Here is a 23,306-nt window from a genome sequence, read left to right on the forward strand (position 1 = left end):
AAACCATATAAAAAGCTTATTCCTTTAACCACTCATCGATATATCTGCTGCATAGGATTGGAGCGATCGGAAAGAGTCTAGGCACTCCTCTCCCAGCAGCTCTTTCGCTCGGGAGTAGTGACCCTGCTGTAACAACTTTCGAATGCGGGTAGAAGAAATTTTTTCGCCTTCCTTACACATTAAAGGATTTACAATTCCTACGTAGAAATAACGGCGCAGCACTTCGATTGTCCCTTTTTTATTTTTACCAAATAAAAAGTCAGGACCTTCCCAAATTTCAATTGGGTTCATTTCCTGCAGCTCTGCAATAAAGTCTAGAACTTCCTTTTTCGTAAAGGCTTCATCAAAAGGCCCCACAATCACATGATCAGCTCCGATTCTTTCAAGTGCCTGTAGCTTCTCTTCTACCGACATTAACTGTTGACACCCTTTGAAAAAGACCTTGGGAGGAGGATCAAAGGTATAGACAACAAAAGGAACTTTAAGCTGATCAGCCCGCTCTTTTGCTTTTGATAGTAATGCCTGATGCCCCTTGTGAATGCCGTCAAGCGCACCAATCGTTAGAACAGATGCAGAAAGCTGTAAAGTACCTGGTGTATGAATATCCAATGAAACCTTCCCCTTTCTATTTTAAAAATTGGCTCTGTTGTACTTAGTTGTTGGTCTTCGCTGCATTCAGATGCCTTCTATAAAAACAACTTTCGCCTTTAACAGAGACTAAAAATTAAAGATTGGTAACTGGTACAGCTGGTTTTAAATCTGCTGCTTTTCGAACTAATTCTCGTTGAGCTTCTGCATTAAAGTTGTTAAAAACGGCCATTTGCTGAGCGAATGGCGGACTTTGAGCGAACAATTCAAACGTTGTACGATGGCCTGCATAAGAGGAATTCAAAAGATCTCTTGCGAAATAAAGCAGCTTTCCTCTTTCTTCGGCGCTCCACTCGCTAACAGAATAATATTTATCCATGTATTCTTGAATCGCTGGATCAGCCATCGTAGCAGAATCCGGCGTTACCGCTAATTGTCCTCCAACAAGCTCTCTCGTTAAATGAGCCATAGCTGGGAAATTAGATAAAGCAAAGACCCGTCCAGTGTAAAGCAGCGATTGATTTGGCATCATCAAGCCGCCCGGACTTATTTCTGCATTCGCAACAGCTGCGGTCAAATGAGCATTGATGCCTTCACGGTAATTAATGAGTTCAGATATTTTTTCTTTTACTGCTTGCAGCTGTGTGAGACCTGTTTGTTCAACGTTTAATAACGCCACTCCAATTAAATAATCCGCTCGACGCAGCATTCTAAGTGTATAGTTGAAGCCAGAATAACGATGAAGAGTAGAACGAATATAAGCAGCAGATTCTAAAGAGCGGTGAAATAAGACATTTTCCCATGGAATTAAAACGTTATCAAAGATAAGAAGAGTATCAATTTCTTCAAATTTAGTAGCAATTGGATAATCGGTTTCAGTTTTATTCGTTCCGAGAGAAGTACGGCAAATATGCTTTAATCCAGGTGAGCCCATATCACAGATAAAACCACAAGCGAACGGAGCCATTTTTTCTGAGCCGGCATTCCAATCTAAAATGGTCGGCTTCACAAACGCTTGGTGGGCATAAGCAGCAGCTGTTTCAAACTTTGCCCCCGTAACCACAATTCCTTTATCATTTTCTTCAACAACATGAAGCAATGTTCCGCCGTCTTTCCCGCTGAATAATTTGCTGCGGTCACCTTTTGGGTCCGTGTTAGCCGATACGTGGAATAAATCTTCTCGTGCGACACGATCGATATGATAATCAATATTTTTGGCGTAAGTAGGATCAATTTCCTTTAATCGATCTTTGGCATCATATAAGGACCACATTTCACCAATCGTTTCATCCCCAACGCGGTACACGACTCCGCCTAAATCATCAAGAACAGTTTCTACGTGCGTACGAATAGCCGTTAAGTCTTCTTTTGTTGTCGGTGCCTGATAGGCGCGGGAAACTCTTTCTCCATCTTCAAGTGTTGTCGTTAAGATGTCTTTGTACTGGTCTTCAAAAGCCATATCGTACATTCTAGCTTTTACATCTATAATCGGTTTAAAAGACGGATGCTCTGCCAAATTTGTTACTCTCTCGCCATCAATGTAAACTTCCCGACCATCATTCAATGATTCACGGTATTGCTTGCCCGTCATTAAAGCCATATTACTTCCTCCTTTTCATTTCCTGGTTTTTTGAAAGAGCTTACATATGATTAATTGGTTTTTACACTTTCCTTAAGATTGCTTAAACTGTCCAAATTTTCCTTTGAAGTACACGAGAGGATCTCCGCTTGCTGCTTCAGCTTTTTGAACTTCTGCAAGAAAAACGGAATGAGTACCGCCTGTTACCTCTTCGACCACCCGGCATTCAATCTGCGCAAGCGTATCATGTAACACAGGGTTCCCAAGCTCTCCATAAGACATATTGACATCTTTAAACTTTTCCGTGTTCGCTCTAGCAAATTGCAGGGCCAGTCCACCTTGATGTTCAGCAAGAATATTGACCGTAAAGGAACCAACTTTTGAAATAGTGTGGCATGTGCCTGTACTCTTGTTAGCGCAAACAAGAAGCATAGGCGGTTCCAGAGAAACAGAGCTTACAGCGCTGGCTGTAATACCGTAGTCAACGTCATCTTCTCTCACAGTAATAATGGACACGCCGCTCGTAAAGTGACTTATCACGTTCCTGAATTCTTCAGAACTTACTAACTTTGAAGAGTTATTTTCTTTAGAAGAAATCGTACTCATTTAACTCTCCTCCTTCTTCGTTTTTATTTAAGGATTTTTTCTTTAATTATTCCTTAAATAAACTATACAAACTTCTTTTCTAGAAGTCAACAAAATTTTCTAAAAATTCTTTTAATAGTTTTCTCCTTTTAAACTCTAAATAAAAAGCGGCACATTCAAAAATAGCCCTCTTATTTAAATAACAGAGCGCTGTCATTTAGATAAGAAGGCTATGATAGAAAGAGGTTAACATCATTATGAATGATTTGCTGTTATATTCAGTCCTACTCGATATATTTTTCTTGGTCGTCCTCTTGAGGTCGGGGCTTCTTCGCCTATCTCTTCGGCAATCCCTACTTTTGTTAAATCGGTTAATATACGGCGGGCGTTTCGCTGAGTCATTTTTAGCCACTCCGCAATTTCAGACGCCGTAATGGCATTTCTTCCGAGACTTTTTTGGACAGCCATAATTTTATTGAAGGTTGTGATCGAGACCCCGCTCTGCTTCAATTTATCTCCTATTTCTTTATTTTCATTTCTAAATCCAAAAGAGATACTTTGTTTGTCTTCAAGAGGACCTTTCACTACCCCATTGTTTTCCACGACGAATACCGAAAACTTCCCATAGTTTTGGGCGTGATGCAAAGCGAGGCGGGCATTTTCTTCAGCCGCTAAAGCGGTATCCCCATATCCAATGCCGATATTTGAAGGTAAATCGGTAATAAGAGCGATTTTTTCTAGCAATTGAACACTTTGTTCCCCAGCTTCTTGCAGTGAGCCTCTCGTGGAAAAAATAATATACGTTCCAATGCCAATGGCTACGAATGATCCGGCTATCGTTTCACTAAAATCTAAAATGGCTGATTGCAATTCGAGATTCAATCGATGGAGCTCGTATGATAAAACATGGGGACTTTCAATCTTTTCCATATTATCCATTTTGATGAGCATAACGGTAATTTGGGATTGCTTAAAATGAACAGTCTGCCAGTACTGAAGAGCTAAGCTGATCGTGGATCTTATATTGGCACGTGTGGGGGTACTGCGATACACAGGAATTCCTTTTACGCGAAGGTTCTCAAAAACATCACTTAAACATGTCACACACACAGAGACTTTTCCTTCATTAAATAAGTTAATGTGAAAATCACTAATCTCCTGAATCGGCGTGTACCCTTTATATTCATACCAGTAAATATTGTCATGTGTAATTTGCAAGTCTCCGTACGTTTCATAAATATCTTTTTCATCCAACATATCTATACTAATGTTATTTAAACACTTTTGGTCTTTGTAACCTGCTTCTAGAAGGGCCTTCATAAAGCTTGAACCATTTAACTTCAGGTAAAAGAAAGGTTGATTGGATGTGCTTTTTTTGGCCAAAGTGTATGGGGTAAGACCCGAAAAAAGCCAGATATCGACTAAATGCTGATTCTCTTCCACGATGCTGGTTGTTTCTTCTGCACGACTATACACAAATGGAACAAGATCTAATTGGTTTTCATACTCTTTTGCTACTTCTTTAATTAACTGGATAGAATCCCTTGGTCCCACCACTCCAACTCTTGTTTTCATTCTCACTCCTCCTTTTTATCAATTCAACTAACATGGAGAACGGAGCTAATTTCCATATTGACAACACAGCTGGCTAGTGTTTTGACTGCAATTGGCATAACTGCTTCATCAAAATCAAACTTTTCGTTATGATGGCCCGCAGCAAGCCTCGTGCCGAATACAACGTAAGCTGCCTGCCCGCCCAGTTCCTGAACACGCGCCATCATGTAAGTTGCATCTTCAGAACCACCTGATTGAAACGTATCTCTCACCGTATGTATTTCCTCAATATCATTTGCTTGATTACGCAGAAAACCGAGCAGTTCGTCACTTGATTGGCTTGTTTTTGCTTCACCGACAATTTCTACGCTTGACGTGACTCCGTACATATCTCCTGCTGATTGAATAATCTTAATTGCTTTTTCGTACATAAATTCATTGATCTCCGTTGTCTCACCACGGGTTTCTACTTTAAGGAATGCTTTGTTTGGAATAATATTTCTTCCACTGCCAGCCTGCAATACTCCTACATTGATCCTTGAATGGCCGCCACTGTGCGGAGAGATCGCATGCATATTTAACGAGGCCGTTGCCGCAGCCAAAAGCGCATTATTCCCCTGTTCAGGATTGGCACCGGCATGAGCTGCTTTACCCGAGAATGCTACGTCGAACTTTGTAGTAGCCAAAAAGCCTAAATCACTGCAAACAAACTCCCCTAGCTCAGCGCCCAGACCAATATGCAGAGCAATAAAAATATCCACATCGTCTACAACTCCGGCCTGGACCATCGACTTTGCTCCGCGCACTCCTTCTTCCGAAGGCTGGAAGATCAGCTTGAAACGGCCCTTTAATTGGTCTTTCATATTCGCTAGCACATAAGCGATCCCTAAACCAATCGCCATATGAGCATCATGGCCGCATGCGTGCATCATGTTCTCATTTACTGAAGCAAACCCTTCTCTCGCAGGACGATGGCCTCCATCGTAGGATTCTTGTATATCCAAAGCGTCAATATCAAAGCGCAGCCCGATTGTCGGTCCAGGGTGTCCCGTATCCAAAACTCCAACAACTCCTGTAAAACCTCCAGAAAACTGTTCAACCCAATTTAGGTCTGCCCCTTGGATAGACGCTCTTCTCTTTTGCCGCTCCAACGTTTCTGCATTAGGTACCCCCATCCGTGATTTCTCATCCACGACATCTTGCCCCGTTGCAAGTTCATACCCCCAGCTAGACAGCTTAGAAGCTATGATAGAAGCAGTCCGAAATTCTACCCATCCAGACTCCGGATGTCTATGAAAGTCTCGGCGCCATTCGACTAACGACTGACTAATTTCTTTCGTCAAACTTGAAACCCGACTCATCACGTTCCTCATCCCCCAATATGTATGATTTGATTAAACGGCTAGTAAGAGAATTTTACATGAGAACTTTAACAGATCTACTAAATAAGACAAAAAAGGAGAACGTTTTCGCACGCACTCCTTTTCTCTCTCTTTCATTATAATTCAGACTAGTTTGTCAAAACAAGTCTGTAAAAAAATGGACAAAGAATTCGAAATTAAGAGTTTATTTGTGTTATTAATTATTCTCTCCATGTAGATCGATCCGTTCTGGACATGTATAGACGTTCAAAGATCGATCACGGATGAATCCAACCGTTGTAATGTTTAATTCCTCCGCTAACTGTAGAGCAAGCTCTGTAGGAGCCGACTTCGTTAACACAATTTCACAGCCGATTTTGGCAACCTTCGATAAAATTTCTGAAGACAGGCGTCCACTGAATACGAGTACTTTATCGCTAATAGAAATGCTGTTTCTAATACAATATCCGTAAATTTTGTCAAGGGCATTATGACGGCCAATATCCATCCGACTCAGCATCATTCCATTTTTATCACATAAAGCAGCGTTGTGAACGCCGCCCGTCTCATGAAAAAGAGCAGCAGACTGCTGCATGTCATTCATTAGCCGAAAACAATCTTCCGGGGAAAGCTTAACATGAATTCCATCCATTTTTTTAGCTGTTAAGGCATCATTCACAAAAACAAACCCCTGCCTGCTCATCCCGCAGCAAGAGGTGATGTATCGTTTACTTTGAAAGCGCTGGGAGTAAGGGTTCAACTTACTCGTTTCCACGTAGACATAGCCTTCTTTTTCTTGTAAACGAATATCTTTAATATCTTCATAGCGGCGGACGATTCCTTCCGAAGCTAGGTAACCAATGACCATGTCTTCGATATATTCCGGCGTACAGACCATTGTGACAAACTCTTCGCCATTTATTTTAATCGTCACGGGGTATTCTGTTACGACGAGGTCTTCCGTATATTGAACCTTCCCGTTTGTAACACGAAGAATACTTCGCTTTACCTCTGTCTTATTCACTATGTTCACCTTCTAAACAATATTTTTATCGAAGACAAATACAGAAACAGCGATATCTTCTTCTACCTTAATATCTGAAAATAAATGAACCAGTTTCGCGCCAACAAGCTCTTCCAATCCTTCTGGAGGACTAGAGGCATACACCTCTTGAATGAGCCTTGTTCTAGCCGCATGCACCATTTCTTTTCCTTCTGGGGTTTTAGCGATAAACTTTTCGGTTGGAGTTAAATTGCCGTACAAAGTGGAAATAGCCATATTTTCTACGAATACGCTATGAATTCGCTCCGGACCTTTCCCGAGCAGATCCTTGCGAAGCTTGCGGATAATATCATTAAATGCATGAACTTTTTTGGACATACGTTTACTCTCCCTGCTGTTCACTTTTTTAGTAAAGGAATAATAACCAGCGTTTTTTCAATTATCCTAATATTCCTAATTAAACATTGTGTATCTTGTCTATTTTTTATCCAGACCTTATAATAGGGAAGAAGGACGCAAAATAATAGTCATTGTTTTGGCTCTTTCCTATTTTAACATTTAATTGGATTGGCTGTTTAGTAGGAATTGCTAAATAACTACTCCACCATGAGCATATTATGTCTAGTACCGAGGCATAGTTTCATGGTGGAGTTTTTTATTTTTTGGCGCTGTTATATTGGTTGTTGATTTTCGCTACAGGCGGACACTTTCCTCCGCTAGAATCAATTATCGGAAAACAATATTCATTTATTTTTTAGAAAGGGAGGCAACGATAATGGTGACCATTACAATTAATGAAAAAGAATACATAACTACGCCCGGCTCAACCATTCTAGAGGTTGTGAATGAGCAAAAGATCCCCCATCCACAAATTTGTTATGTCCCTGAAGTAGATCCTATTCAAACGTGCGATACGTGTATTGTGGAGGTAAATGGAGAACTCGTCCGCTCTTGCTCCACTATTGTACAAGACGGCATGAATGTTCAACTCTCCTCTTCTCTCGCAAAGAAGGCACAAACGGAAGCGATGGATCGCCTTCTCGAAAACCATTTACTTTATTGTACCGTATGTGACAACAATAATGGCAACTGTAAGCTTCATAACACGGTTCAGCAAATGGAAATTGAGCATCAAAAATATCCGTACAAGCCAAAAGCAGCTGCCTGTGAAGTCGATATGTCTCATCCATTCTACCGCTATGATCCTAATCAATGTATTGCTTGCGGACAATGCGTAGAAGTGTGCCAAAATTTACAGGTGAATGAAACGTTATCGATTGACTGGGAAGCGGAACGCCCTCGTGTTCTCTGGGATAAAGGCAGCCCGATTAATGATTCTTCCTGTGTCAGCTGCGGACAATGTGTCACCATTTGTCCATGCAACGCGTTAATGGAGAAGTCTATGCTTGGCGAAGCTGGCTTTATGACAGGAATGAAAGAGGAAATTCTTACACCAATGATTGACCTGGTGAAAGCTGTTGAACCAGGATATAGCGGTATTTTTGCCGTATCTGAAGTGGAAGCTGCTATGCGAGAAACCCGGACAAAGAAAACAAAAACGGTTTGTACTTTCTGCGGAGTCGGCTGCTCCTTTGAGGTTTGGACAAAAGGCCGCAAAATCCTGAAAGTTCAACCAACCTCAGAAGCACCTGTGAATGCCATTTCTACATGTGTAAAAGGAAAGTTCGGCTGGGATTTCGTCAATTCAGAAGAACGTCTCACTACCCCTTTAATCCGTAAAAATGGGGAGTTTGTCCAAGCAACCTGGAAAGAAGCGTTAAGCCTCGTTGCGAGTAAGCTTGGCTCTATCCAACAAGAACACGGTCCGGGCTCTGTCGGCTTTATTTCTTCTTCAAAAATTACAAATGAAGAAAACTATCTAATTCAGAAACTGGCACGGCAAGTATTTGAAACGAATGATGTCGATAACTGCTCCCGTTACTGCCAATCTCCGGCGACAGATGGGTTATTCCGAACAGTTGGCATGGGCGGTGACGCTGGAACTATTCGAGACATTGCGAAGGCTGGACTCGTCATCATCGTTGGCGCCAACCCTGCCGAGGGACATCCTGTTTTGGCTACCCGTGTCAAACGTGCCCACAAGCTGCATGGACAAAAGCTGATCGTAGCCGACGTACGCAAGCATGAAATGGCCGAGCGTTCCGATATCTTCATCAGTCCAAAACAAGGAACAGACCAAGTATGGTTAATGGCTGTTACGAAATATATGATCGATCAAGGATGGCATGATCAAGCATTCATTGAGGAGAACGTTCACTTCTTTGAAGAATTTAAAAGTGTACTAGAAAAATATACATTAGAATACGCTGAAACCGTCACCGGCATTGCTCAAGATACATTGATCCGGGTGGCTGAAATGATTCGCGATGCAGATGGGACTTGTATTCTTTGGGGAATGGGTGTCACACAAAACACCGGCGGCTCCGATACCTCTGCTGCAATTTCAAATTTACTGCTTGCCACAGGCAACTACCGTCGTCCAGGTGCTGGTGCTTATCCACTCCGGGGTCACAATAACGTTCAAGGCGCCTGTGATATGGGAACCCTGCCAGGCTGGCTTCCAGGCTATCAGCACGTGACCGACGATGCTGCCCGCCAAAAGTTTGAAAAAGCTTATGGCGTAAACATTTCTGCTGTGCCAGGTTTGGATAATATTCAAATGTTAAAGTCTATTGAAGCTGGTAACATGAAAGCCATGTATGTCGTAGGTGAAGACATGGCTCTCGTTGACTCTAATGCCAATCATGTTCATGAAATATTATCATCACTTGATTTCTTTGTTGTTCAGGATATGTTCTTTTCAAGGACGGCCCAGTATGCAGATGTTATTTTACCTGCCTCTCCATCTCTTGAAAAAGAAGGAACCTTTACGAATACAGAACGCCGCGTACAACGTTTGTATCCAGTTCTTCCTTCACTAGGCGATTCCAAGCCTGACTGGTGGATCGTCCAGGAAATCGCTAACCGCTTAGGCGCCGGATGGAATTACAGCGGTCCAAGTGATATTTTTAATGAAATGGCAAGCCTTGCTCCTCTATTTAGTCAGGCAAGCTACGAAAAATTGGAAGGCTGGAATAGTTTCCTTTGGGGAAGCCACGACGGAGCAAGTACTCCCCTTCTTTATACAGACGGGTTTAACTTCCCAGACAAAAAAGCGCGCTTTGCCTTGTCTGAATGGGTTCCGCCTGTTGAGTTTCCGGAAGAATTTGATCTGCACATTAACAATGGCCGGATGCTCGAGCATTTCCATGAAGGCAATATGACGAATAAATCGAGAGGCATCCAGGCAAAAGTTCCGGAAATCTTCGTTGAAGTATCTCCTGAACTAGCGGAAGAAAGAGGAATTCAAGACGGAGCACTCGTACGCCTAATTTCTCCGTATGGCGCCTTAAAGCTCCCTGTCTTAGTAACTAGCCGCGTTAAAGCGAATGAATTATTTTTACCTATGAACTCTGTCGATAAAGAATCCGCGATCAACTTTTTAACGGGGCCTGCTGTTGACCAGCGTACAAATACCCCTGCTTATAAACAGACAAAAGTGCGAATGGAAATACTCACGACTCAAGGGGAAAGACCGCTGCCAAAAGCGAACCCGCGCAATAAAAAGAGGCATCCGCAAAACGGCGTAGAAGTACAGCGTAAGTGGAAGCGTTCAGGATATGTACATTTAACTACTAAATAAGTAGAAAGGAGAGGAATTGAATGGCTGCACCGATTACTTCTATTCGAAAACATGAATATATCGGAGAAGAACAGGCACAGCAAAAGCTGACCGATCTGCAAAAACAGTTAGCAGAGCACGAAGAGGCTCTAAACAGCATTCTAACAATTGTTGGTGAATTAAATGACATGGGAGCACTTGAAGCCGCCAATTCTATGCTGCAGGCGAAAGAAAAAGTCGCTAGCATTGCTATTCACCAGGCATCCCGTGAGCCGATCACGAACCTGATCAATCACTTTTTAAGTGCAACGGATGCACTAGCTAATATGGACCCCAACATGATGAAAAAACTAACAGGAAGCATCACAGCCGGCGTAGAAGAAGCAAATGAACACCTTCATAGCGGCAAACCGCTTGGAATGATAGATCTCTTAAAAGTCCTAAAAGATCCTGACATCAATCGCGCTGTCCGATTTGGGGTTCACTTTCTAAAAGGAATGGGAAAAGAGTTAAAGAAAGAATAGAAAGCTTTAAAAAGGTTAATCAAACTTATTATTATTATGGGTGTTCCAAAGGAAAGGATGCGGAACACCCTTTTTTATTGTGAAGCAGGCATTTTGTCCTTTCTTAAGAATAGAGATAATTAAAAGAGGAAATTCTCCTGCAAACTATAAATATATAAATCAGAGTATAATAAAGGCACTCGCCTATTAAGATGAGAAACCGTTTTAAAAGCAGCTCGTTATAGGAGGATTTATACATGTTGAGGGAGAATAAAGTGATTGAGTTGGAAAATATTACTTGGAAGAGAGAAGAAAGAGAGATTCTAAATCATATTTCATGGAGTGTAGCGAAAGGAGAACACTGGGCGGTTCTTGGTTTAAATGGTTCAGGAAAAACTTCTCTTCTAAAAATCATTACGGGCTACCAATGGCCCACTAAAGGAAAAGTGTCGGTATTAGGCCAGCTTTTTGGCAAGACGAATATTCCTGAACTTCGTAAGAGCATTGGGTGGGTAGGCTCTTCGCTTGAAGAAAAGTTTCACACTCGTCCAAGTGACTCTGTCCTTGAAGTGGTGTTAAGCGGAAAAAATGCCTCGATTGGCCTATATGATGAAATCAGCCAAGAGGATGTTAAAAAAGCGGAGGAACTGCTTACACAGTTTAGAATTGACCATTTAGCCGATCAGACTTATTTTTCGCTTTCACAAGGAGAAAAAAGAAAAATGATGATTGCTAGAGCACTCATGCCCTCCCCGAAGCTGCTCATCTTAGACGAGCCTTGTAATGGGCTCGACCTATATTCAAAAGAAGAGCTGCTTTCTACCATTGAAAAGATGAGTTATTTACCAGAAGGGCCAACTTTATTGTACGTCACCCACCATATCGAAGAGCTCGTTCCCTCTATTACCCATGCCCTCTTAATAGCTAATGGGCGTACGGTGGCGGCTGGTCCAAAAAAAGACGTTTTAACGGAAGACGTACTTAGTCAAACTTTTCACCTGCCGATTTCATTAAACTGGGAAGATGATCGTCCCTGGATTCGTGTCAAATCAAGAAATTAAATTTTATTCCATGCAGCTAATGCGCATGATAACTATCTCTTCTACTCCGGATCATTTCCTAATAGCTCCGGAGTAAACAATGTTTATGTAAACGCTTAATAAAAATATGTTTCTTGTCTCGTTTATTACTGGTTTGATAGCTTCTATTTCATCTTTATTCCAAATAAAAATTCCTAGGTCGCAATCCATTAGTTTGTTTGTCGAAAAGAACATTTATAAAGGGAGGGTTTTTCTTGGAAAGAACAGCTTACCGCGGTGTCAGTTATGGAGAAGCTCAAAGGGTCGTTCTAAATCAAAAATATGAGCGTAATGAATTAAGAGAGTTTAATAACAGGGTAGCTGCCCGCTCTCTATTCGGACAAGGTATTTATCTCATTAATGATCCTGCCCTGGCAGCACAGTACGCATTTTGCCATGCCGAAGTTGAAGGTGATGAATCAGCGGTTGTATTAAGCCAAAAGATTTGTTTTCAAAACCCCTTTATTCTCAATTATCAATTTAGCGAAGCCCGCTTAAGGAAGGAAGCCCTTCGTTGGAAATATGCCGGTAAGCACTTTCCAGATCCTACAGATGACCAGAGCCCATTAGAACTTTTTAAACAAATAGGAAATACGATTAAAGAATTTCTTCTATCTCGCTCTAACGACGGTATCATTTACCATATAGATGATGAAATTATTTATTATGTTTTATACGACCAGGAAAAACAAATTAAAGATATTAAAGTCGAGTTAGTCTTTAAGATTCAGGACTCTCATCCAGGAAAAAGAATAAACGAACTCCACCTTTAGTCAGGCAGCTCCAACTAGCCCTGCACACGACAGGTGAACAAATAGGCACCCCGCCAAAATAACACATAAGATAGCAGACAAAAGATCTTTTCAATGTCTTCAGCATTATTTTAGCGGGGGAATCGTTCATTTTATTACGCCCTTATACTAGCTTTTTTTGATTAGCTATCAGTAAATTGGAAAAGTACTTCCGGGCATCTGCTGTTAGGATTTGAAGCTCTTTTCTTTGTTCTTTATTCTTTAAGTCTAATTTTGAACGCTCGAAAGTTAGAAAAGCTCCGCTTAAATCTTCTCGAACATGCGTGATCGTATAGCCATTTTCATATAGCTCATCAATTTTTTCTTTCTCTTTTAAAAACTCTTTATAAGATGACATCTTTTCTCCCCCTGCTAGCCAATAGGCTCTTTTATATAGTGGCTTGTTCCTTATCCGTCAGATTTTTCTCTTTCCCTTCACTGTCAATGACCCAATCACGTCCTGCGGTAATCCCCAAATAGCTCTCGTCATTGAGATCTTGCAATTCCGCCTGTTTATATTTCGCGAACCACCAATACTTAGCTAACACATAGTAACTGGCTGCAGAAAGCAGAAACCCGACGATGAAAGAGTACTCTGAAAAGATCACGGAAGCTCCTCCTCCGATTGACCAAGCGATCATTCCAGCCCAATTTACTCCCATATGATAACTGTATTGGCCAGCTTGCTCATACAGATCTGGCACATTGACCCTGCGTTTGCGTATAACATAATAGTCGGCGAACAAGATTCCGACGATTGCTGATAACAGGCCGCCGCTAATGAGCAGAAACGGCATTAATGCATCAAAGAGGCTCCACGGCTGCGTGACCATCCCAATAATCCCGGCTGCTACCACCCCTACGTAAAAAGGCACTTTCGGTCCGCCGATATTGGAAAAAACAGTAGCTGCCGGAACTAAATTGGCTGCCGTATTCGTTGACCATTGGGCAAACACAATCATAAGAAGCAATACTCCCAATACAATTCCGCCTGCCGCTTCCTGCAAAGCAACAATGGGATCGTAATTCCCCACGGCAATGTAGGCAACGCCTCCAATGGCTACAACAAAAGTTTGCGTTAACGGCATCGCTATGACGCTTCCCACTAAAGCCCCTTTGTTTCTCTTAAACCAGTTTTTCTCATATTTTGGAGCTTTAATATACCGGGAAATGGAAGAAATATCTGCACATAATGTCGACCAATACCCCATATTGCCTAATACGACCGTTAAGAAGGCAGCAGACAAGGCAGCACCTGATACAGGATGTTCAATCCATGTCCATACGTTCTTATCGGCGGCGCTTGCCCGATCAGCCAAAGTGTAATACATCCAGATAGAAATCAAAATAATAGTCGGAGCTGCTAGATTGGCAAACTTCTCTATTGCTTTAATTCCAATCGATGTATTGATCACCTGCGCCGTTACAAATACGAGCAGGCAAACAAACCAGTTATCGAACCCCGTCAGGATATTTAGAATTCCATTAATAGCAGCAGCTCCGAAATAAGAATTGATCCCGAACCAAATGGAAGCAGCAATTCCACGGAGAAGAGAGGGAAAATGAGTCCCTAGTGTACCAAAAGGGGCTCTTAAATAAATCGGAAATGAAATTCCGTGTTCTATGCCGATATCTGCGATCAGAGTGATCAAAAAACCAATCACGATACAACCAACAAAAGAGGCCAATAGAACCCATGTCAATGGCATAGACTGTACTCCCGCTCCGCCAATAGCAAATGCCGCCAGGACAACGGCCATCCCTATCCACATGACCGAGAATCCAAGCGTACCGATTTTTCTATCACGATGAGCAATTGGAAGAAGATCCGGCGACTTTAAATAGTCACTATTCTTTTTCATCACATATCTCCTCTATTCATTCTCTTAGTTTCACGAATAGCAGTGATGACAAATGAAAGGAAGGACCCCCTCCCTTTCATGAACAAAGCAGCATTCCACGGATAGCATACGTTCGGACGTCTTATTTACTCATTAACGTACTTGTTCAGCCGGCTTCTTTGCACTCCCAAAACGGTCTCGCTTCAAATATTGCCCCTTTCCTGGCTTCCCAACGAATTCTTTTTCACGGATAACGAATTCGCCGCGAGATAAAACGGAAATCGGTTCCCCGGTCACCTTCATGCCTTCAAAAGCGCTGTAGTCGACATTCATATGATGAGTTTCAGCTGATATCGTTCTTTCTTTATTTGGGTCAAAGATGACAATATCGGCATCACTGCCTACAGCAATCGTTCCTTTTCTTGGGAACAATCCAAATAGCTTAGCAATTCTCGTTGATACGATATCAACAAATTGATTAATGGAGATCCGTCCTTTTTTCACGCCTTCTGAAAATAGAATGCTGAATCGATCTTCGATGATTGGCCCGCCGTTCGGAATTTTAGTGAAGTCTCCTAATCCCAATTCTTTTTGGCCTTTAAAATTAAAGGAACACTGATCAGAGCCAAGCGTCTGTAATTGCCCGTTTTTCAAGGCGTTCCATAATACATCTTGATTCCACTTTTCACGAAGAGGCGGAGACCACACGTACTTGGCGCCTTCAAAATTCGGCTTTTCTAAATAAGACTGGTCTAGTACAAGGTACTGCGGGCACGTTTCTCCCCACACTTGATAGCCTTTCTTTCGGGCTTCTTCAATTTTTTCTACCGCCTCTGCACACGATACGTGAACGACATACAGCTGGGAATCTGCAAGGCCGGTTAATTGAGCAGCTCTTCCAGTCGCTTCTCCCTCTACCTCTGGCGGCCTCGTTAAAGCGTGGTAAATAGGATCGGTGTTGCCTTCTTTTAGCGCCTTGTTCACTAAAAAGTCAATCACATCCCCATTCTCCGCGTGCACCATTACGAGCGCCCCATGCTCTTTTGCTGTCAGCAAGGTGCGAAATAGCGTTTCATCATCTGCTTGGAATACGTTTTTATACGCCATAAAGACTTTAAATGACGTAATCCCTTCTTCCTCGATAATTTTAGGGATTTCTGCTAATACACTGTCATTAACCTCGCTAATCATAAGATGAAAACCATAGTCGATTACAGCTTTCTCTTTTGACTTTTCATGCCATGTTTGGATCGAATTCTTTAATGGTTCTCCTTTGCTCGTTAAGCAAAAATCGATCACCGTTGTTGTCCCCCCGTGAGCTGCAGCAATCGTTCCTGTTTCAAAATCATCACTCGTCACGGTGCCGCCGAATGGCATATCCAAGTGAGTATGAGGATCGACCCCTCCTGGGAATACGTAAGCCCCTTTCGCATCAATTACTTGAGCGGCGCTTTCATCTAAATTCCTGCCAATAGCAGCTATTTTTTCCCCTTCAATTAAAATATCTGCTTCATAAAGATCTGATGCGGTGACGATTGTTCCATTTTTTATTAATTTTTTCATTCATTCGTTCCCCCTCTTCATCTAAGAATTGCAGATTGGAAGCTTAATAGCTGCTTGACGCTCATTCCACGTCATCGGTTCACCGTTCGGAATTTCAACCATGTCGATCGCTCCGTCTACAGGGCAGACAATGGAACACAGATTACAGCCTACGCAGTCTTCCTCACGAACCTCAAGATAGGCATTTCCATTTTCCGATGTGAGCATATCAATACATTGATGAGATGTGTCCTCACAGGCGATATGGCACTTGTTGCAATTAATGCAAACGTCGTTATTAATGCGGGCAACAATCTTATAGTTAAGATCCAAATTCCCCCAATCAGAATACTTCTCTACTGATTGGCCAATAAGACCGTCAAGTGCAGCGATGCCTTTGCTGTCGAGATAGTTATTTAATCCATCTATCATGTCTTCAACGATACTGAAGCCATGATGCATAGCTGCCGTACAAACCTGGACGCTGCCTGCTCCCATTAACATAAACTCGACGGCATCCTTCCAAGTGGAGATGCCTCCTATTCCTGAAATCGGAACGTTAATTTCAGGGTGTCGTGCACACTCAGCCACCATATTCAAGGCAATCGGTTTCACAGCTGGTCCGCAGTAACCGCCATGCGCCCCTTTTCCTGCAACGTGCGGAATCGTGTTCCATGAATCAAGGTCAACGCCAGCCAAACTATTGATCGTATTAATCATGCTGATCGCGTCTGCTCCCCCTTGTACAGCTGCGTAAGCAGTCGCAGTGATATCCGTAATATTGGGTGTCAGTTTCACGATAACCGGTACTTTTGCTGCTTCTTTTGCCCAATATGTTTGCTTTTCGACTAGTTCTGGCACCTGTCCAGAGGCCGACCCCATTCCCCGTTCCGCCATGCCGTGCGGACAGCCAAAGTTTAATTCAAAACCGTCCACCCCAACGTCCTGGACTCGTTTCACGATCTCGTGCCATTTCTCTTGTTTCGGCTCTACCATTAGGGAGGCGATAACAGCATGGTTAGAAAATCTCTTTTTTGTTTCATAGATTTCTTTTAAATTCTCTTCAAGCGGCCTGTCAGTAATCAATTCAATGTTATTAAAGCCTGCCACACGCTGACCGTTAAAATGAGTGCCTGCAAAACGGGAGGAGACATTCAAAATTGGTTCCCCCAACGTTTTCCATACCGCGCCGCCCCATCCTGCTTCAAATGCCCTTTGCACTTGATAGCCCGAGTTTGTCGGCGGAGCTGAAGCCAGCCAAAAAGGATTAGGCGATTGAATGCCCGCAAAGTTAACACGTAAGTCTGCCATTTGTATTCCCCCAGTCTTCATTATGAATTTCTCAGGCCATTGGCAAACGCCCGCTTTCTTCGTTACTCGCCTGCCTGCGGTACTCATGACCCTGATAGTCACTCCGCCTCTCGCCAGTTTGCTCCTCGAAAGATAAACGTGTTCAATCAGCCTGATGGTATATAAAGCAGCCTTTGTCTACAGTCTCTTTCTTTACACACTTTCCAATGTGGCTTCATTTGTAATGAATTGCTTATGAATAGCATGGGCAGTCAATTTTCCTTGCTGGGCAGCCGTAACAACCATCGCCTCACCTTGGCCGTCTCCAAAAATAACGTCCCCGGCTGCATATACTTTTGGATTGGATGTTTGATGGGTAGCAGCATCAATTTTGACAATTCCTTTGTTGTGTTCCAACCCAAATTCTTCAATTAAATGAACATAGCGAGTCTGTCCAATAGCTTTAATGACGGCATCCACTTCCATTGTAAATTCCGATCCAGGGATTGGGGTTGGGCGGCGGCGTCCAGAATCATCGGGCTCTCCTAATTCCATTCGAATGCATTCCAAGGCTTTTACTTTACCAGCTTCATCTTGAATGATTCTCTTTGGCTGTGTCAGCCATCTAAATTCCACCCCATCTTGCTTAGCAAATTCGTATTCAAATTCATAAGCTGTCATTTCTTTTTCTGTACGGCGATAGATCATTTTTACATCCCCTGCCCCTAAACGAACCGAGCATGTAGCCGCATCAATAGCTGTATTCCCTGCTCCGATCACGACTACTTTTTTCCCGATAAATTCCTGATCAAGAGGCGGTGTTTTTGTTCCTTCCACGAACTCAATCGCATCTAATACCCCTTCTGCCTCTTCACCTTCAATGCCAAGCATCGGCACCTTTGACATTCCTATCGCTAAAACAACAGCGTCATAATTACTGATGATCTCTTCTGCTTTAATATCCTTTCCTACCTTTGTGTTCGTTTGAATCTTCACTCCTAGTTTTTCTACCTGCTCTACTTCCCATAACGAAATTTCCTGAGGAAGTCGGAATGAAACGATTCCATACGTATCGAGACCTCCTGCTTTATCTTTTGCTTCAAAAATGGTGACTTCATATCCGAGACGAGCCAGTTCACGAGCGGCTGATAATCCGGCAGGTCCTCCTCCGATGATCGCTACGCTTTTCCCGGTTGCTTCACCAGCTTGGAACAGCTGCTCGTTATTTTTGATCGCCCAGTTTGTGGCATGACGCTGTAAATTTCCGATCATGATAGGCAAAGAAGCGTTATTCAATACACAGGCTCCTTCACACAATTCTTCTGTTGGACAAACACGGGCACAACTCGCTCCTACTGGATTAGACTCCATGATGACACGAGCAGAGCCTTTTAAATTTCCAGAGGCAATTTTTTTAATAAATGATGGAATGTTGATGCTTGTCGGACAAGCTTTAATGCAAGGAGCATCATAGCAGTAAAGACAGCGATTAGATTCTTCGATCGCTTCTTTTGGCGTCAAATCTGGTTCAATTTCCTGAAAGTTCGTCCTTAAGTTGTCCAATGAAATGGTTTTGTTCTTTACTCTGTTTAAATTCATGCTTAATCCCCCCTCACTTATTTCCAAGCGGCTTCATGAATACTGTTTTTTATTTCACTTAAACGGTATTCACTTCATTCTCTACAGGTAAAATGATCAGAAGCATTGCTTTCTTGTTCACCTTAAGCCCCCCTTCAACATTCGGTTTATCCATTACATACTCCAGTCAATCAAACTATTTAATTATTCTAAATATTGTTAAAATAAATAGTATGATACTAAAAAATATTTGTCAACATATTGATTGCATTTTTACTTTTAATATAATGCATTCACTTTTAAATATATAACCTTTTAAAACTCATTTATTTCGTTTAATTTTTCATGCAACTTAATTTATTTATAGTATTAAAATAGTGTAAAATAAAAATATCTTTTGATTTATCTGACAGCATGGGATAGGAAGGCGGGAACATTTTTGAAAAGAGAAGAGTTAGAAGCGATGCTAAAGAAAACAGAAGAAAAAATAAAAGAGCAGCAGCTGCTTCTCAAAGACCTATCTGAGCGCCTAGAGGCGTTAAATAAGCAAGAAAAAGAACGAGAAAAATATATTTCTTCAAAAGAAATCGTTGAGCTGATTTTCAATAAAATCGGTAAAACCATTAATATGTCTACCATTAAACGCTGGGCAGATGAAGGATATTTAGGAGAAGTCATTGATGAAAAAGAAAAATTTTGGGCGCTGCAATCCAAACAAGGGAAGAAACGTTTTTTGTATCCTAAAACCAACACTTATGACTTTTTATATGAAAAGGGCTATTTGCTTCCTGAGTTTGAAGTATTGGACCGCGTGCTCGTAACGAATCAATCCAGTGAGCCCATTGTTGGCATCGTCATTGACTCACGTTTAATGAAAGGGCAATTCTTATACACTATTCAAATTGAAGGCTCTTTCGAAACGATTAAAAACGTCAAAGAGGATATTTTAAAAGAAGCCTCAGAGGAGCTGATCAATGAATGAAAGTAAAAATGAAGCTGCCCAATACTGTTGCCAATCAAGAAATAGCTCGAAAAATTAAACAGGCTAATCAAAAAGCGAACAACACTCTCGACATTTCATTTGAAAAAGATTTAACTACCATCTATTTTGAGGGAGATTGGATATTGATTCCTGACAAGTCCTGGTTTTCCGATCATATAATCGTAGAAGGACAGGCAAAAGAACTTAAAGATAGCTATGAAATTAGACCGAAGAACAGAGGAAAGACGATTAATCTTCATCTTGATGCCGAGTTAGTTGCTGAATTAAATGAAATTAAAAACCACGTAATGAGCAAAACACAGCATGACATCATCCTCGACTTGTTCAAAAAAGGGCTCGATCAATATAATAAAGAAAATCAGTAAAGAACCTATTTCATTTTATCCTTCTCCATATTGGCTGCTCCTGCTTAGTAGCATGCTATGCTTTATTCTGCTTTCAGCTGCAGCCTCTTCTTTCAATCAATCCTCTTACATCATCCTATCACCTCATTTCGAAGCTCATCTAAATGTCTACAAAGTTATATATTCACTTTCCCGCAAAAAAATCATTTTATAAAAGAGGAGAAATTAATATTTTATAGAATTATTCAATCAATCAAAGCATTATCTAGTTATTGATAACATTTTTTACTTTAACTACATAAGGAGGTATAGACAATTTGTATAAACAAAAGCTGGCAATTAACGGAGAGAGATTAAAAGACACGCTTGAACGTTTTGCTGATTTTGGCCGCACAGACCATAACGGTGTTACTCGGCTAGCTTTATCTGAAGAAGACCGCTTAGCAAGAGATTACTTTCGTTCCTGCTGCGAAGAATTGGGGATGACCGTTCAAATTGATGATATGGGAAATATGTATGCCACTTTGGCTGGTATTGAGAACAAACCGCCAATCGTAGTCGGTTCTCACATGGACACAGTAAAAAAGGGCGGACGGTTCGATGGAATTTTAGGCGTTGCGGCTGGCCTGGAGGTGGTTCGAACATTAGTAGACAACCAAATCAAACCACAAATTCCACTTACGATCGTTAACTTCACGAACGAAGAAGGTGCCCGCTTTGAACCGTCTATGATGTCCTCCGGTGTTCTGTCCGGAAAATTTGAGAAAGCGGCCATGCTGAAAAAAACAGATGTGAATGGAGTTACGTTTGAAGACGCCTTACATTCAATTGGGTATGCAGGCGATGCTGCCTCCCGTTTAAAAGAAGCGACAGCTTTTTTGGAATTGCATATTGAACAAGGCCCTATTCTTGAAAAAGAAACTTTAACCATTGGAGTAGTGGAATGCGTAGTTGGGATGGTATGCTATGAAATTGAAGTAACAGGAGAATCAGATCATGCGGGAACGACCCCTATGGATATGAGAAGAGATGCTCTCTTTGCTGCCAATGATCTCATAACGAAAGTACGCCAACAGCTGGGTGCGCTTCATTCTGATCTTGTCTTCACGATGGGAAGGATGAATGTATTCCCTAACATCCATACAGTGATTCCTAATAAAGTGGTCTTTTCATTAGAAGCAAGACATAAAGATCCTGCTGTTATAAAACAGGTAGAAGAAATCATTCAATCGCTGACGAAGCTCCCATCAGAACAGGGATGCATGATTAAATCCAAAAAACTGTGGGGACGGGATACCGTTTGGTTTAATGAAAACATCTGTCATGCACTTGAGCAATCTGTACAGTCACTGGGTTATCCATTTAAACGAATGGTAAGCGGCGCTGGTCATGATGCCCAATTCATTGCTAGTTATATCCCTACTGCCATGATATTCGTGCCAAGCATTAAGGGAAAAAGCCACTCCGAAGACGAATTAACTACATGGGAAGATTGTGAAAAAGGAGTTAATGTACTGCTCGAAACTGTGCTCTCCCTTCAATCTTAATAATTATGGTGAAATTTCGATGCCTCACTTTATCGAAATTTCACCTTTTTTGTTTGGATCTGTCCCTCAATATTTCCCGGGAAGGAACCGTCTATATTGATTTTATTAATGAGGAGGCTTCATTAAGTTAAATAAGCTGCGCAAAGCCAATAAGATGGACAAGCCAAATAGACACCTTTATAATTACCTGAGTAATTATCGAAAAAATAAAAACTCTTAAGAAAGGCGGCATACATATTGAACAAAAAATGGATTGTATACGTCGTTGCCTTTGCTGCTTTTTTCGGTCCCTTTACTCAGACTATTTATGCACCGCTCATCCCGGAGGTACAGCGGCAGTTTCATACTTCTGAGTTCGTTATCAACTTGACCATTTCCATCTTTACGCTCGTGCTTGCCCTTATGCAAATTGTCTACGGCCCCCTTGCAGATCGGTTAGGCAGACGAAAAATTATGCTTCCTGGAATTTTAATTTACATAGGAGCTTCCATTGGAGCAGCTCTTTCCCCTTCTATCCCGGTTCTTATTTTCTTTCGTGCTCTTCAAGCGGCCGGAATTGCTGTTGGTTCAGTTGTAGCCACTACTGTTATTGGTGATTTATTTACCGGAAAACAGCTCGGCAGATCAATGGGAACCTTTCAAATGATGGTTTCTCTTGGACCAGTTGTTGGCCCTGTAATTGGGGGAATTGTTGGAGAAATTTCAGGATTTCATGGTGTCTTTTGGGTGCTTGCCGCAACAGGAGTGATCATGTGGCTATTAACTTATAAGTTTTTGCCCGAAACAAAAACAGCAGACAGCGGGGGCTCCCGGATTTCCATTCGCGATTTTTATTTGATTCTTAAACATCCAGTTGGTTCATCCGTCATTTTGCTAGGGTTTGTTCAATACTTTACCTTTTATAACTTTTTAGTCTTCATGCCTCACCTGCTATCTGAATTCTATCACTTATCAGCTAGCGAGAAAGGAATTATTTTTCTCCCTATGTCATTGGGAGTTGTAATAGGGAGTTTTGCGGGCAGCCGGCTGCAAGAACATTTCAATTCGAAAAAGTTTCTTATTTTTAGCTCTTCCTTAAATGTGATCGCTACCCTTTTGTTTGTTATGATGTCATCTGTTTCATTAACGATGCTCATTGTCAGCATTTCATTATTCGGTCTTTGCCTCGGGCTTTCGCTTCCTGTCCAAACGACACTGCTCAGTCTGGCTTTTCTGCACAATCGGGCAACCGCAATCGGAACATATAACTTCTTCCGCTACCTCGGTATGGCAGCCGGCCCCATGATCGGCGCTATATTTTATAATCTAGGAAATCGGATTGAATTTATCTTTGCTGCATTTGTCTTCACACTGGTTGTTTTATTTGCTGCCCGTCAATTTGTCCGAACACGGCAAAATTTAACCACTTAATTCGTTCGTTCATTTATAGGCCCTCT

At 41.8% G+C, this 23,306-nt stretch carries 20 protein-coding genes; 8 read left to right on the plus strand and 12 right to left on the minus strand.

From position 1 onward, the window contains the following. Positions 1-24: 24 nt before the first annotated feature. The 7 genes from A8F95_RS11665 to A8F95_RS11695 form a co-directional block, all read right to left on the minus strand. Positions 25-609, minus strand: a complete 585-nt coding sequence (locus tag A8F95_RS11665; RefSeq protein WP_065410656.1) for an FAD synthetase family protein — start codon at positions 607-609, stop codon at positions 25-27. A 115-nt stretch (positions 610-724) separates the two neighbouring features. After that, positions 725-2,188 (minus strand): 4-hydroxyphenylacetate 3-hydroxylase family protein, encoded by a 1,464-nt coding sequence (locus A8F95_RS11670; protein ID WP_065410657.1) that lies wholly within the window; start codon positions 2,186-2,188, stop codon positions 725-727. A 72-nt stretch (positions 2,189-2,260) separates the two neighbouring features. Then, positions 2,261-2,773, minus strand: a complete 513-nt coding sequence (locus A8F95_RS11675) for a flavin reductase family protein (RefSeq protein WP_065410658.1) — start codon at positions 2,771-2,773, stop codon at positions 2,261-2,263. A gap of 234 nt (positions 2,774-3,007) precedes the next feature. Continuing rightward, positions 3,008-4,327, minus strand: a complete 1,320-nt coding sequence (locus A8F95_RS11680) for a helix-turn-helix domain-containing protein (RefSeq protein WP_065410659.1) — start codon at positions 4,325-4,327, stop codon at positions 3,008-3,010. 23 nt (positions 4,328-4,350) lie between these two features. Continuing rightward, positions 4,351-5,667, minus strand: coding sequence for an amidohydrolase (locus A8F95_RS11685; protein ID WP_245671309.1), 1,317 nt, complete (start codon positions 5,665-5,667; stop codon positions 4,351-4,353). Positions 5,668-5,884: 217 nt separating this feature from the next. Further along, on the minus strand, positions 5,885-6,691 hold the full coding sequence (gene fdhD, locus A8F95_RS11690; protein WP_065410661.1) for a formate dehydrogenase accessory sulfurtransferase FdhD: 807 nt from the start codon (positions 6,689-6,691) through the stop codon (positions 5,885-5,887). 12 nt (positions 6,692-6,703) lie between these two features. Then, on the minus strand, positions 6,704-7,048 hold the full coding sequence (locus tag A8F95_RS11695; RefSeq protein WP_049660893.1) for a Na-translocating system protein MpsC family protein: 345 nt from the start codon (positions 7,046-7,048) through the stop codon (positions 6,704-6,706). 397 nt (positions 7,049-7,445) lie between these two features. Here A8F95_RS11695 and fdhF point away from each other — a divergent pair, with 397 nt between their 5' ends. The 4 genes from fdhF (at position 7,446) to A8F95_RS11715 (ending at position 12,707) form a co-directional block, all read left to right on the plus strand. After that, complete coding sequence (fdhF, locus tag A8F95_RS11700) at positions 7,446-10,373, plus strand: formate dehydrogenase subunit alpha (protein WP_065410662.1); 2,928 nt, start codon at positions 7,446-7,448, stop codon at positions 10,371-10,373. 20 nt (positions 10,374-10,393) lie between these two features. Beyond that, on the plus strand, positions 10,394-10,876 hold the full coding sequence (locus tag A8F95_RS11705; RefSeq protein WP_065410663.1) for a helical membrane plugin domain-containing protein: 483 nt from the start codon (positions 10,394-10,396) through the stop codon (positions 10,874-10,876). 236 nt (positions 10,877-11,112) lie between these two features. Further along, on the plus strand, positions 11,113-11,916 hold the full coding sequence (locus A8F95_RS11710) for an ABC transporter ATP-binding protein (protein ID WP_065410664.1): 804 nt from the start codon (positions 11,113-11,115) through the stop codon (positions 11,914-11,916). 233 nt (positions 11,917-12,149) lie between these two features. Next, positions 12,150-12,707, plus strand: coding sequence for a hypothetical protein (locus tag A8F95_RS11715; protein ID WP_065410665.1), 558 nt, complete (start codon positions 12,150-12,152; stop codon positions 12,705-12,707). A 142-nt stretch (positions 12,708-12,849) separates the two neighbouring features. Here A8F95_RS11715 and A8F95_RS11720 read toward each other — a convergent pair whose 3' ends face one another. The 5 genes from A8F95_RS11720 to A8F95_RS11740 all read right to left on the minus strand — a co-directional run bounded on the left by A8F95_RS11720 (position 12,850) and on the right by A8F95_RS11740 (position 18,997). Further along, on the minus strand, positions 12,850-13,083 hold the full coding sequence (locus A8F95_RS11720; RefSeq protein ID WP_065410666.1) for a hypothetical protein: 234 nt from the start codon (positions 13,081-13,083) through the stop codon (positions 12,850-12,852). Between the two features lie 31 nt (positions 13,084-13,114). Further along, complete coding sequence (locus tag A8F95_RS11725) at positions 13,115-14,587, minus strand: NCS1 family transporter (protein ID WP_065410667.1); 1,473 nt, start codon at positions 14,585-14,587, stop codon at positions 13,115-13,117. A 132-nt stretch (positions 14,588-14,719) separates the two neighbouring features. Continuing rightward, positions 14,720-16,129 carry a dihydropyrimidinase gene (hydA, locus tag A8F95_RS11730; protein ID WP_065410668.1) on the minus strand — a complete coding sequence of 470 codons (1,410 nt, stop codon included), beginning with the start codon at positions 16,127-16,129 and terminating at the stop codon, positions 14,720-14,722. 21 nt (positions 16,130-16,150) lie between these two features. Continuing rightward, positions 16,151-17,419, minus strand: coding sequence for an NAD-dependent dihydropyrimidine dehydrogenase subunit PreA (gene preA, locus A8F95_RS11735; RefSeq protein WP_065410669.1), 1,269 nt, complete (start codon positions 17,417-17,419; stop codon positions 16,151-16,153). A 192-nt stretch (positions 17,420-17,611) separates the two neighbouring features. Next, positions 17,612-18,997, minus strand: a complete 1,386-nt coding sequence (locus tag A8F95_RS11740; protein WP_065410670.1) for an NAD(P)-dependent oxidoreductase — start codon at positions 18,995-18,997, stop codon at positions 17,612-17,614. A gap of 418 nt (positions 18,998-19,415) precedes the next feature. On the opposite strand from A8F95_RS11740, the gene A8F95_RS11745 reads away from it, so the two are divergent. The 4 genes from A8F95_RS11745 to A8F95_RS11760 all read left to right on the plus strand — a co-directional run bounded on the left by A8F95_RS11745 (position 19,416) and on the right by A8F95_RS11760 (position 23,280). Next, complete coding sequence (locus A8F95_RS11745) at positions 19,416-19,958, plus strand: hypothetical protein (RefSeq protein WP_065410671.1); 543 nt, start codon at positions 19,416-19,418, stop codon at positions 19,956-19,958. After that, positions 19,955-20,344 carry a hypothetical protein gene (locus tag A8F95_RS11750; protein ID WP_065410672.1) on the plus strand — a complete coding sequence of 130 codons (390 nt, stop codon included), beginning with the start codon at positions 19,955-19,957 and terminating at the stop codon, positions 20,342-20,344. Before A8F95_RS11745 ends, A8F95_RS11750 begins: the two co-directional genes overlap by 4 nt. Before the next feature lie 296 nt (positions 20,345-20,640). Beyond that, positions 20,641-21,870, plus strand: coding sequence for a Zn-dependent hydrolase (locus tag A8F95_RS11755; protein WP_065410673.1), 1,230 nt, complete (start codon positions 20,641-20,643; stop codon positions 21,868-21,870). Between the two features lie 237 nt (positions 21,871-22,107). Continuing rightward, positions 22,108-23,280: an MFS transporter gene (locus A8F95_RS11760; protein WP_065410674.1), complete on the plus strand. Its 1,173-nt coding sequence runs from the start codon at positions 22,108-22,110 to the stop codon at positions 23,278-23,280. The last annotated feature ends 26 nt before the right edge of the window (positions 23,281-23,306 follow it).

Source organism: Pseudobacillus wudalianchiensis (genome assembly GCF_001685015.1).
GTDB lineage: Bacteria > Bacillota > Bacilli > Bacillales > Domibacillaceae > Pseudobacillus > Pseudobacillus wudalianchiensis.